Below are 11,715 nucleotides of genomic sequence, written 5' to 3' on the forward strand. Positions count from 1 at the left end.
AACGCTCGCGCAAAGCGCTTGCGTACGCTTACAAATGCAGCAACTCCCGATAGAGTTCAATTCCGGATGAATACTGTCTCCGGTTGCCGCTCACGGGTGCGTGATGGGCTTCGTTATTTCGGCCGCCGGCAATTGTAGGCCTTGCGGAAGCCCGCAGCCTGGGCGTCGTCCTCCGAGCAGAACCAGCGGTCCGGTCTGGTGGTCGCGGGGTAGCTCGGGCAGCCCCGTAAATGGTAGATGCCGATATTGCCGGTCACGCGCGCGCGGACCGCAAGCTTGCCCTTGATGCCACAGCTCGGCGGCATCGTCAGATCCTCAGGAAACAACACCGCGCGAATCTCCTTGTCGCGGTCGGCGCGGCAGGCGGCGCCCAGGAGCGCGCCGTCCTTCTTGCCGGCGCGGAATTCCTGCGGTGCAACAAAGCAGCCCTTCCAGATTCCGGCCGAGGTTGATTTGGCGTCGGCCGCGGCCGACTTGATGTTCGCCTTGACCGGCTCCCGGGCAATGGCATAGCCGAGCTTGACGAGCTGCTCGTTCAAGCTGGTCTTGTCGCCTTCGGCCGTGCAGATCGCGCGGTGCCGCTTGCCAAAACTCTTTTCCGGTCCGACATCGTCGCAACGCACCGATCGCTTGCCAATCAGCTTGGCGAGCTGGTCGCGGGCCTCGATGCCGCAGGTCCAGGGATCGGCGTGATCGTCGATGCAGACCTGGTCCAGCTCGGGTGCGTCGACGCCGTCGAGGCGGTAGGTGACGTCGCCGAGCTGGATGGCGTTGCCGTCGCGGACCGTCGCGGCGGCGGTCAGCGCCGAGGCCGGGCCGGAGGTGCCCAGAAATCCGGACAGGGCAATAAAGGAAACGAGCGCAAAAGCGCGGGCGCTGGCAAAGGACTTTCGGAAGGACATAAGGTCTCGCTATCGATGGCTCGTGCGCCTTGTTCCTAGCATCCGGATGTGGCGATACCAATGGTCTGCGCCCCGCGAAGTGCGACATTCCGACCTCGCGGCTTTACTCAGCCGTAGCTCTGATCCTATCGTTCGCGGGCCTTGCGGAGCGGAGGCCGAATCGCCCGGGAAGCGGCGAAGGGAGGAAAAATTTGCGATGAAAGACCCTGTGGACGTCCTGATCATCGGCGCCGGCGCTTCCGGCGCGGCGGTGGCGTGGTCGCTGGCCGAGACCAAGATGCATATTCTCTGCCTGGAGCAGGGCGGCTGGATGAACCCGGCGGAATATCCCAGCACGAGCCGGGACTGGGAGGCCAAGTTCTACGGCGAGTGGTCGTCGAGCCCCAACGTCCGCGGCCGCCCCGAAGACTATCCGATCAACGACGACGATTCGCCGATCAAAGTCGTCAACTATAATGCGGTCGGCGGCTCGACGGTGATGTACACCGCGCACTGGCCGCGGCTGCATCCCTCAGATTTCAAGGTGAGGACGCTCGACGGCGTCGCCGACGACTGGCCGATCGACTACGACGCGCTGACCCCGTTCTTCGAAGAGAACGACCGGATGATGGGCACGTCCGGCCTGTCGGGCGATCCGCTCTCACCGCTGACGCATCCGCCGATGCCGCAACAGCCGATGGGCTTGTCCGGTGCTATCATCGGCAAGACCATGAACAAGCTCGGCTGGCACTGGTGGCCGTCGGATACGACAGTCGCGACCATGGACTACGAGGGCCGCGCGCGCTGCATCAATCTCGGCCATTGCACGCCAGCCTGCGCGCAAGGCGCCAAGTCCTCGACCGACATCACCTATTGGCCGCACGCGGTCCGCGCCGGCGTCGAGCTGCGTACACACTGCCGGGTGCGCGAGATCACCACCGACGAGAACGGCATGGCCACCGGCGTGGTCTATTACGACAAGGACGGCGTCGAGCAGTTCCAGCCGGCGCATGTCGTCATCATCGCCTGCAACGGCGTCGGCACGCCGCGGCTGCTGCTGAATTCGGCATCGAATCGCTTTCCGAACGGGCTTGCCAATTCGTCCGGCCTCGTCGGCAAGAACCTGATGTTCCATCCTTATGCGCAGATCTACGGCTACGTAAAAGAGCCGACCGATAGCAATCGCGCGCCGCCGACCTGCCTGTGGAGCAAGGAATGGTATGACACGGACCTCTCGCGCGGCTTCGTGCGCGGCTATGGCGTTCAGTTCGTGCGCGGCGCGGGGCCGGTGTTCGAGGCTGTCGTCAGCGAGCAGAAGGGCATTCTGCCGTGGGGCGCCGATCATCACCGCATCTTCCGCAAGCTCAACGGCCACCGGCTCGGCTTTTCCGCGATCTGCGAGGACCTGCCGGAGGAGCATAACCAAGTCACGCTCGATCCGGTCTTGAAGGACGGCCACGGCATTCCCGCGCCGAAGATCGACTACACGATCAGCGAGAACAGCCGGAAGATGATGGAGCATGCGCTGGCGCGCGGGCGGGAGATTCTCGAAACCGCGGGGGCGAGCGACATCTGCGTCAACTCGCCGATCCCGTGGGGCGGCTGGCATCTGCTCGGCACGGCACGCATGGGCACCGACCCCGAACGCTCCGTCGTGAATGAATGGGGCCGCTCGCACGACGTCAAGAATCTCTTCATCGTCGATGGCAGCATCTTCGTTACATCGGGCGGGGTCAACCCGACGTCCACCATTCAGGCCCTCGCGCTCTACATCGCCGACCAGATGAAGCAGCGCCTCGCCAATTTGTTCGATTGAGGCCGACATGTCCGCAGACAATCAACTGACACGCAGCCAGCGCGACGACCTCCGCGCTATCGCCGCGATGATCGTTCCCGCGAGCGACGAGTACAAGGTGCCCGGCGCCGACGATCCCGCGATCCAGGCCGACATGCTGGCGACGCTGGGGCGTGACGCCAAATTGGTGGCGGCGGCGCTCGATCATCTGGCGCGGCTCGCGGGGCAGCCGTTGGCCGAGCTCGATGCTGCCAGGCGCGATGCGGTGGCGCAGGAGTTTCGCAGTTCCGGCCGCGCGGCTGCCGCGACGCTCGTCCGCGTGGTGCTGCAATGCTACTACCGCGACGACCGTGTGCTGCGCTCGCTCGGCCTCGAGCTACGCGCGCCGTTCCCCCTGGGTTACGTGCTGCCGGATGGCGACTGGTCGTTGCTGGATCCGGTCAAGGCAAGGGCGGGCACGCTGCGACGGGCGCCCTAGCCACCCGGGCAGTCCAGCCTTGCGCCCCGGACGGGTCCCTTGCGCCTCACGGGGCAGGCCACCATCTGTGTGAGCCTCAAGGACTACTATCATGCTGGATTTCACCTCAGATACCGTCGATGACGCCGCGTCATCGCGAACGGAAACGGCTGTCCCGGTCGATGACCGGGCCCTGCTGGACGCCTATTCCAATGCCGTCATCGACGTGACCGACCGCGTCGGTCCGGCCGTCGTGCGCGTCGAGACCGGACCAAAGGTGCCGAACGGCCGCGAGCGCGGCGGGCTCGGCTCGGGCATCGTGATCTCGCCGGACGGACTCTTGCTCACCAATAGCCACGTGGTCGGCTCGTCGAAGGAGATCCGGCTGCGCGACGTCGAGGGCCATGTCGGCGACGCCCGGGTGCTCGGCGTCGATCCCGACACTGACCTTGCGCTGCTCCGCGCCAACGGCGTGCGGGACTTGCCCTATGCGGCGCTCGGCAACTCCAAGACCTTGCGGCGCGGTCAGCTCGTGATCGCGATCGGCAACCCGCTCGGCTTTGAATCGACCGTTACCGCCGGAGTGGTCTCGGCGCTCGGGCGCTCGATCCGCTCGGTCAGTGGCCGCACCATAGAGGACGTGATCCAGACTGATGCTGCGCTCAATCCCGGCAATTCGGGCGGGCCGCTGGTGTCGTCGAATGCCGAGGTGATCGGCATCAACACCGCGATCATCAATGGCGCGCAAGGCATCTGCTTTGCGGTCGCCAGTAACACCGCGCAATTCGTGCTATCGGAGATCATCCGCCACGGCTATGTCCGCCGCGCCTATATCGGCGTGGCCGGCCAGACCGCGCCGATCCCGCGGCGGCACGCGGTGCTGGCCGGCGTCGAGAACAAGATGGGCGCGCTGCTGGCGCAGATCGAGCCGGACGGGCCGGCCGCGAAGGCGGGCCTGTTGTCCGGCGATGTCGTGATCGGCCTCGACGGCGTCGAGATCAACGGCGTCGACGATCTGATCCGTGTGCTCGATCGCGACCGGATCGGCCGGCGGCTGGCGATGGACGTGCTGCGGTTCGGCCGCCTGCGGGCGATCGATATCGATCCGGTCGAGCGCAAGCCGGCCCGCTAGCGTGTGGGCGCCCAAGCGGGGTATGACGGTGTCATGCCTCGCTTCGGGAACCCCGCCGCATGATGCCGGCGCATGAGACCTACGATGTCATCGTCGTCGGCGCCGGCGCCGGTGGCATGACGGCTGCGGCCGTCGCCGCCGCCGAGGGCCTGCGCGTGCTCGTGATCGAGAAGACCGCTTTCGTCGGCGGCACGACCGCATGGTCCGACGGCATGATCTGGATTCCCGCCAATGCCAAAATGAAAGAGGCGGGGCTCTCCGATAGCGTCACGGACGCCGTGCGATATTTGTCGAACACGGTGCCGGAGCCCGCCAATGCGGGCCTCCGCGCCGCTTTCCTCGCGCGCGGACCGGAGGCAGTCGCCTATCTCCAAGCCAACACGCAAGTGCGGCTCCAGCCGGTCAAGGCCTGTCCGGACTATTATCCGGAGCGATTGGGCGCGACGCCGGGTGGGCGCGTGCTCGAGCCGGTCGTCTTCGACGGCACGCAGCTGGGCGCGCATTTCGCGCGGGTGCGCGCGCCGCTGCCGGAGTTCACGTTGTTCGGCGGGATGATGGTCAACCGCCTCGACATCCCGCATCTGCGGCGGGTCGGAAAATCGCTGCGCTCGGCTCTTCGCGCGGCGCGGCTGGTTTCGGAGTATGCATGGCAGCGCCTGCGCAGCCCGCGCGGCACGACGCTGCATCTCGGAAATGCGCTCGCCGCGCGGCTGTATGCCTCGCTGCTGGCCCGGCAGGTCGAGATCCTCTTTAGTGCGGACGTCGAAGGCCTGTCGACGCAGGGCGAGCGCGTCGGCGGCGTAATTATCCGTCATGGCGCGCGCGATCGCCTGATTGCCGCGCGACGTGGTGTGGTGCTGGCGACCGGCGGCTTTTCGCACGACGCGACCTTGCGAAAACGCTTCTTCCCGCCCGCGGCCGGATTCACCTCGGCGACCCACACGTCCGCTACGGGCGACGGGCTCCGCCTTGCGAGTGCAGCCGGCGCAGCGCTCAATACGGATGCGACGAGCCCGGCCTGTTGGGTGCCGGCCTCGCTGTTCCGGCGCGCCGATGGAAGCCGCGGCGTTTTACCGCACATGGTGACCGACCGCGCCAAGCCCGGCGTGATCGCGGTCAATGCGGCCGGCCGGCGCTTCGTCAACGAGGCACTCTCCTACCACGAGTTCGTGCTCGCCATGCTGCGCGATGGCGACGGCGAACCGGACCGGCCGTTCTATCTGATCTGCGACCGTCCGTTCCTGTGGAGCTACGGCCTTGGCCGCATCAAGCCGTTCACGCGCAGTGTCCGGCGCTATGTGGCGAGCGGGGAGTTGGTCGAGGCCGCTGATATCGCGCAGCTCGCCGCGAAGATCGGCATCAAGCCGTCTACACTCCCGGCGACGATCGCGAGCTACAACGAAGGCGCAAAGGAGGGCCGCGATCCCGAATTCGGACGCGGAAGCACGATCTATCAACGCCATCTCGGAGACGCCGCTCACAAGCCCAACCCGTGCGTCGCGCCCATCCTCTGTGCGCCGTACTTTGCGATGCGGATTTATTCGGCCGATCTCGGCACGGCGATTGGCCTGAAGGTGGATGCCCAGGCGCGCGTGTTGCGCGAGGACGGCACGCCGGTTGCCGGGCTCTATGCGTGCGGCAACGACATGGGCTCGATCATGAACGGCAATTGTCCCGGGCCGGGGATCGCGTTGGGACCGGCACTGACATTCGGGTACATCGCAGGGCGCCATCTGGCGGAGGGGAGTGTGGCAGCGGCGCCGATCGCCGCTACGACGTCGGTCTAACCATCTCCACTGCAGTCATTGCGAGCGCAGCGAAGCAATCCAGACTGTCTCTGCGGAAAGATTCTGGATTGCTTCGTCGCAAGGGCTCCTCGCAATGACGGCGAGAGAGTTCGGGCCTACCGCTACTCCGCAGCTGCCGCAAAACGGCTGTTCTCTAGTTCTGCTTCCAGGCGCGCCTTCTCCGTCGCCGCCAGCTTGATATTGGCTTCCTTGATATGGCCGAAGCCGCGGATCGTCTCCGGCAGCCGCGCGAGCCTCGCCAGCAGCGGGATCTGCTCCGCTTTCAGCCCGGCGATCCGCTGATCGATCATGTCGAGATAATCCGCGACCAGCTTCCGCTCGGTCCGGCGTTCCTCGGTGCGGCCGAACGGATCGAACGCGCCGCCGCGCAGGAACTTCAGCCTGGCCAGCACGCGGAAGGCGTGGATCATCCAGCCGCCGAATTCCTTCTTCTGGAGATGTCCGGTGGTCTTGTCGCGCTGCGCGAAGATCGGCGGGGCCAGATAGAACTTCAGCTTGAAGTCGCCGTCGAATTTCTCCGAGACCTTCTTGGAGAAGCTGCCATCGGTGTAGAGCCGCGCGACCTCGTACTCGTCCTTGTAGGACATCAGCTTGAACAGGTTTTTCGCGACAGCCTCGGTCAGCTCCGTGGACGCTGGCGAGGCAGCCGCTTCCGCCTTGCGCGCCTTGGCGACAGCGGCGAGGTAGCGGTCCGCGTAGGCCCTGTCCTGATAGCCGGTCAAAAACTCCGCGCGCGTCGCGATGATGTCGTCGAGCGACTTCGTCGGCGCGGAGGCCCGGCTCCTGAATTGCAGCACGCTCCGCACCCGCGACATGTCGTGGGCGGCGAGTCGTCCCCAGCTGAAGGCGAGCTTGTTCATTTCGATCGCGGCCCCGTTGATCTCGATGGCGCGCAAGAGCGCCTCCAACGACAACGGGATCGCGCCCTTCTGGAAGGCGAAGCCGAGCATGAAAGGGTTGGTCGCGATCGAATCGCCCATCAGCGCCGAGGCAATTCCTGTCGCGTCGATGATGTCGAGGTTCTTGTCGCCGACAGCGTCCCGCAGCACCGTCTGCATCGTGCCCGCCTCGAAATCGAGGTCGGGGTTTTGCACGAAGCTCGCGGTCGGCTGCAGGTCAGCGTTGACATAGGCCTTGGTCACGCCGCGTTCGGCGCGGCTGAGCGCGGAGGGACCTGCCGAGACGATCATGTCGCAGCCGAGAATGACGTCGGCGCCGCCCGTGGTGATCCGGACCGCGGAGATGTCTTCCGGCTTCGCGGCTATGCGCACATGGCTCATCACGGCGCCGTTCTTCTGCGACAGGCCGGTGAAATCCAGAGCCGAGCAGCCGCGGCCGTCGACATGGGCGGCCATGCCGAGCAGCGCGCCGATGGTGATGACGCCGGTGCCGCCGATGCCGGTGACGAGGATGTTGTAGGGGGCGTCGAGCTCACGCGCGGGTGGCAGCGGCAGGTCGGCAAACAACTGGCCTGAATCCACCGCCGAGGTCTTGATCCGCTTGAGCGTGCCGCCATGCACGGTCACGAAACTCGGGCAAAAACCCTCGACGCAGGAGAAGTCCTTGTTGCAGTTCGACTGATCGATCTGGCGCTTGCGGCCGAACTCGGTCTCCAGCGGCTGCACCGAGACGCAGTTGGACGCTTGCGAGCAGTCGCCGCAGCCTTCGCAAACGAGCTCGTTGATGAAGGCGCGCTTGGCGGGATCCGGATACAGCCCGCGCTTGCGGCGGCGGCGCTTTTCCGCGGCGCAGGTCTGGTCGTAGACGATGACCGTAAGGCCCTTGATGTCGCGCAGCTCGCGCTGCACGGCGTCGAGATCGCGGCGATGATGGACGGTCGCGCCTTGCGGGAAGTAGTTGGCGTCAGGGTATTTGGTGGGATCGTCCGAGACGATCGCGAGGCGCTTGACGCCCTCGGCCCAGACCTGATGCGCGATCTGGGCGACGTTGAAGGCCCCCTCGGCCGGCTGACCGCCGGTCATCGCGACGGCGTCGTTGTAGAGGATCTTGTAGGTGATGCTGATGCCGGCGGCCGACGCCGCGCGGAGGGCAAGCAGTCCGGAATGGGTGTAGGTGCCGTCGCCGAGGTTCTGGAAGATGTGCTTCTCGGTGGTGAAGGGCGCTTGTCCGATCCAGTTCACGCCCTCGGCGCCCATATGCGAGATCAAATCGGTGCGGCGGGTCGGCATGCTCAAAGCCATGCCGTGGCAACCGATGCCGGCCATGGCGCGGCTGCCCTCGGGCACGCGCGTCGAGGTGTTGTGCGGGCAGCCCGAGCAGAAGAACGGCGTGCGCGCGAGCTTGATTTGCGCGGAGGCCGGAACAGGAGTGTCGAAGGCCTCGAGCCGGGCGAGGCGCTGCTCCAGCACCGGGCTGTGGTGGCCGAGCTTGCGCAGTCGGGCCACCAGCGCGGATGCAACGAGAGTCGGCGTCAGCTCGCCCTCGCTTGGCAATAGCGGCGCGCCGCGCTCGTCGCGTTTTCCCGTCACGGTCGGGCGCCTGGACGCATCGATATTGTAGAGGATGCGCATCAGCTGGTCTTCGATGAAGCCGCGCTTCTCCTCGACGACCAGCACGTCCTGAAGTCCTTCGGCGAAGCGCTTGGCCCCGCTTTCCTCAAGTGGCCAGGTCAGTGCGACCTTGTAGATGCGCAAGCCCAAATCCTGCGCGTCCTTGTCGGTAATGCCCAGATCGGCCAGCGCCTGCCGCAGATCGAGATAAGCCTTGCCAGTCGCGACGATGCCGAGCCGTGCCGGTCTGGAGTCGAGCACGATGCGGTCGAGCTGGTTGGCGCGGGCAAAGGCCTGCACCGCCGCCATCTTGGGGCCGAACAGGCGCTTCTCGGCGTCCAGCGGCGGGTCGGGCCAGCGGATGTTGAGGCCGCCGGGCGGCATCTCGAAATCGTCGGGGAGCTTGATCTGGATGCGTTCGGGGTCACTATAGATCGAGGCCGAGCTTTCCACCGTTTCGCTGATCGCCTTGAAGCCGACCCAGCAGCCGGAGAAGCGCGACAGCGCAAAACCGTAGAGGCCGAGGTCGAGATAATCCTGCAGTGTCGCCGGGTTGATCACGGGGATCAGCGCCGCTGCAAATACCTGTTCGCTCTGGTGCGCCAGTGTCGAGGATTGGCAGCCGTGGTCGTCGCCGGCAAGCGCGAGCACGCCGCCATTGAGCGAGGTACCGGCGGCATTCGCATGCTTGAGCGCATCCACCGAGCGATCGACGCCGGGGCCCTTGCCGTACCAGATTCCGAACACGCCATCGACCTTGGCGCCGGGAAACAGGCCGACCTGCTGGCTGCCCCAGACGGCGGTCGCCGCGAGGTCCTCGTTCAGGCCGGGGACGAAGGCGATGTCGTGCTGCTGGAGATGTTCCTTCGCGCGCCACAGCGCGTGGTCGTACATGCCGAGCGGGGAGCCGCGATAGCCCGAGATGAAGCCGCCGGTGTTGAGGCCCTGCAGCCGGTCGCGTTCGCGCTGCAACATGGGCAGCCGGACCAGCGCCTGCGTGCCGGACAGGAAGATCCGCTTCGATTCGAGCCGGTATTTGTCGTCCAGCTCGACCTGCATCAGCGTCATTTCGGAAGTCCTCGTCTCTTGTTCGGCTTTTATTCGACTTGGTATTCGACTTGGGGTTTGCGCTGCGGGAGGGAGGAGCGGCTGCGCGACGCGAATTGTGACAGTCAAAGGCATGCACAGACGAAGTCAATATCGCTGGCCGCATCCGTGGCGCTCCTGCTAGTCATGGCTTGCGTGCGGAGGACATCATGACGGCACAAGCGTTCGATACCGAGATCACGGAGACCGACGGAGCCCTGATCGGGCCGTGGCGTCAGCCGCGTCAGATGCTGCAAGGTCAAACCTACGACGCGCACGCCTCGATCCATGACGACGCCACCGCGCAGAAGCTCGGCTTCAAGGGCGGCACCATCGAGGGGCCGACCCATTTCAGCCAGTTCGCACCGCTGGGTGCGCATTTGTGGGGACAGGCCTGGTTCGAAAGCGGCTGTCTCTCCGCGCATTACCGCAGCGTCTGTTACGAAGGCGAGGAGGTGCAGGCGACCCTGTCGAAACCGTTGCCCGGCACTAGCCAGTGCCAGATCCAGATGGTCAAGCGCGACGGCACGGAGGTGCTGCGCGGCACGGCCTCGGTCGGAGAACCGCACGCCGCGACCGCGCTGGAGGCGCGTCTTGGCGAACTCAAGCCGCTCACTGATCCCGTGATCCTGCGCGACGTGAAGGTCGCGCAGACGAGCCGGCGCCAGGCGGTGCGGATGGCGTTCGATCAGATCATGGGCGACCTCTATCCGTTCTCGCTGCGGCAGAAGCTCGCCGTCATCACCGAGACCTCGCCGTATTATTCAGGCGTCGGCAATCCTTCTTCGAATCCGTGGGGCAGGGCGATCATCCCGATGGAGATGCTGAGCGTGCTGTTCCAGTACCGCTCCAAGGACGATCCTCTCCCGGCCAAGGGACCGGCCGTCGGTCTGTTCGCCGACCAGGAGATCAGGCTGGTGAAGGGCCCGCTGTTTGTTGACGAGGAGTACGAAGTCGAGCGCGAGGTTGTCGCGCTCTCCGGCAGCCGCCGCACCGAGAGCGCCTGGCTGAAGACGCGCGTGTTCGACAAGACAAACATTGTGGTCGCGACCATGCTGCTGAACATGGCCACGCTGAAGGATTCCTACGCGCCGTATGAGGAAGAATATCGACGGCTGTACGGAGATACTGCCCGCTAAAAACGAGCTTCGTTGTCGCTCATCCTCTAGGCAAATGCACGTCGCAAAGTCGTCGCACAGCGAATAAGCAGACGCGAGGCAGCCTGATAACGTTCTGACAGTGCAGCAAATTTTCCCGCGCTGTCCGCCCGATCGTCATTGTACACAATGGCACGGCGCTTGCAGAACTCCTGGCACAGAGAGTTCTCGCGAGGGGCGGGCGTCATGTTGAACTCAAGCAAGCCGACTTTGGGCGCGATCAGCGCCGAACCCGGGCCGATCGCACTCGACTTGTCGGCCACCGCGCTCCTCATCATCGACATGCAGCGCGACTTCATGGAGCCCGGCGGCTTCGGCGAGACGCTCGGCAACGACGTCAGCCAGCTCGCGCGCGCGGTGAAGCCGATCGGTGCGGTGCTGAAGGCCGCGCGGGATACCGGCATGCTGGTGATCCACACGCGCGAGGGCCATCTGCCCGATCTCTCCGACGCGCCGCCGGCGAAAGTCGAGCGCGGAGCGCCATCCCTTCGCATCGGCGATCCCGGTCCCATGGGCCGCATTCTCATTCGCGGCGAGGCGGGCCACGACATCATCCCGGAGCTCTATCCGCTCGACAGCGAGATCGTGATCGACAAGCCCGGCAAGGGCGCGTTCTACGCCACCGAGCTCACCGACGTGCTGGAGAAATACGGCATCGAAAATCTGCTGGTGTGTGGCGTCACCACCGAAGTGTGCGTCAACACCACCGTGCGCGAGGCCAACGACCGCGGCTATCGCTGCGTCGTCATCTCGGACGGCTGCGCGTCCTACTTTCCTGAGTTTCACGAGATGGGTCTGAAGATGATCAAGGCCCAGGGCGGCATCTTCGGTTGGGTCGCAAGCTCAGCCGCGGTTCTGGAGGCGATGAAGATTTCCACATCAGCGTAGG

General features: G+C 65.4%; 8 protein-coding genes. 6 read left to right on the forward strand and 2 right to left on the reverse strand.

The genetic code is table 11. The features are described from left to right. Positions 1–113: 113 nt before the first annotated feature. Positions 114–902 (reverse strand): thermonuclease family protein, encoded by a 789-nt coding sequence (locus IVA75_RS35375; protein ID WP_027568768.1) that lies wholly within the window; start codon positions 900–902, stop codon positions 114–116. Positions 903–1,098: 196 nt separating this feature from the next. Here IVA75_RS35375 and IVA75_RS35380 point away from each other — a divergent pair, with 196 nt between their 5' ends. The 4 genes from IVA75_RS35380 (at position 1,099) to IVA75_RS35395 (ending at position 6,052) form a co-directional block, all read left to right on the forward strand. Beyond that, positions 1,099–2,697 (forward strand): GMC family oxidoreductase, encoded by a 1,599-nt coding sequence (locus tag IVA75_RS35380; RefSeq protein WP_247288433.1) that lies wholly within the window; start codon positions 1,099–1,101, stop codon positions 2,695–2,697. Positions 2,698–2,704: 7 nt separating this feature from the next. Continuing rightward, positions 2,705–3,154 (forward strand): gluconate 2-dehydrogenase subunit 3 family protein, encoded by a 450-nt coding sequence (locus IVA75_RS35385; RefSeq protein ID WP_247288434.1) that lies wholly within the window; start codon positions 2,705–2,707, stop codon positions 3,152–3,154. A gap of 91 nt (positions 3,155–3,245) precedes the next feature. Further along, positions 3,246–4,265 carry a trypsin-like peptidase domain-containing protein gene (locus IVA75_RS35390; protein ID WP_247288435.1) on the forward strand — a complete coding sequence of 340 codons (1,020 nt, stop codon included), beginning with the start codon at positions 3,246–3,248 and terminating at the stop codon, positions 4,263–4,265. Between the two features lie 59 nt (positions 4,266–4,324). Next, positions 4,325–6,052 carry an FAD-dependent oxidoreductase gene (locus IVA75_RS35395; RefSeq protein WP_247288437.1) on the forward strand — a complete coding sequence of 576 codons (1,728 nt, stop codon included), beginning with the start codon at positions 4,325–4,327 and terminating at the stop codon, positions 6,050–6,052. A gap of 122 nt (positions 6,053–6,174) precedes the next feature. On the opposite strand, the gene IVA75_RS35400 is transcribed toward IVA75_RS35395, so the two are convergent. Then, the gene (locus IVA75_RS35400) at positions 6,175–9,651 is read right to left on the reverse strand and encodes an indolepyruvate ferredoxin oxidoreductase family protein (protein WP_247288439.1); all 3,477 of its coding nucleotides are present in this window, start codon (positions 9,649–9,651) and stop codon (positions 6,175–6,177) included. A gap of 188 nt (positions 9,652–9,839) precedes the next feature. Between IVA75_RS35400 and IVA75_RS35405 the strand changes: the two genes are divergently transcribed. Together IVA75_RS35405 and IVA75_RS35410 are read left to right on the forward strand one after the other, a co-directional pair. Further along, positions 9,840–10,808, forward strand: a complete 969-nt coding sequence (locus tag IVA75_RS35405; protein ID WP_247288441.1) for a hypothetical protein — start codon at positions 9,840–9,842, stop codon at positions 10,806–10,808. 204 nt (positions 10,809–11,012) lie between these two features. After that, positions 11,013–11,714 (forward strand): isochorismatase family cysteine hydrolase, encoded by a 702-nt coding sequence (locus IVA75_RS35410; protein WP_247288443.1) that lies wholly within the window; start codon positions 11,013–11,015, stop codon positions 11,712–11,714. Position 11,715 lies beyond the last annotated feature (1 nt).

This window comes from Bradyrhizobium sp. 134 (genome assembly GCF_023074155.1).
In the GTDB taxonomy this organism is placed as follows: Bacteria; Pseudomonadota; Alphaproteobacteria; order Rhizobiales; family Xanthobacteraceae; genus Bradyrhizobium.

Excerpts from the sequence above, each read along its gene's own strand:
- IVA75_RS35395 (WP_247288437.1), top strand. The coding sequence starts at position 4,325 with ATGATGCCGGCGCATGAGACCTACGATGTCATCGTCGTCGGCGCCGGC.
- IVA75_RS35405 (WP_247288441.1), top strand. The coding sequence starts at position 9,840 with ATGACGGCACAAGCGTTCGATACCGAGATCACGGAGACCGACGGAGCC.
- IVA75_RS35390 (WP_247288435.1), top strand. The coding sequence starts at position 3,246 with ATGCTGGATTTCACCTCAGATACCGTCGATGACGCCGCGTCATCGCGA.
- IVA75_RS35410 (WP_247288443.1), top strand. The coding sequence starts at position 11,013 with ATGTTGAACTCAAGCAAGCCGACTTTGGGCGCGATCAGCGCCGAACCC.
- IVA75_RS35380 (WP_247288433.1), top strand. The coding sequence starts at position 1,099 with ATGAAAGACCCTGTGGACGTCCTGATCATCGGCGCCGGCGCTTCCGGC.
- IVA75_RS35385 (WP_247288434.1), top strand. The coding sequence starts at position 2,705 with ATGTCCGCAGACAATCAACTGACACGCAGCCAGCGCGACGACCTCCGC.
- IVA75_RS35400 (WP_247288439.1), bottom strand. The coding sequence starts at position 9,651 with ATGACGCTGATGCAGGTCGAGCTGGACGACAAATACCGGCTCGAATCG.
- IVA75_RS35375 (WP_027568768.1), bottom strand. The coding sequence starts at position 902 with ATGTCCTTCCGAAAGTCCTTTGCCAGCGCCCGCGCTTTTGCGCTCGTT.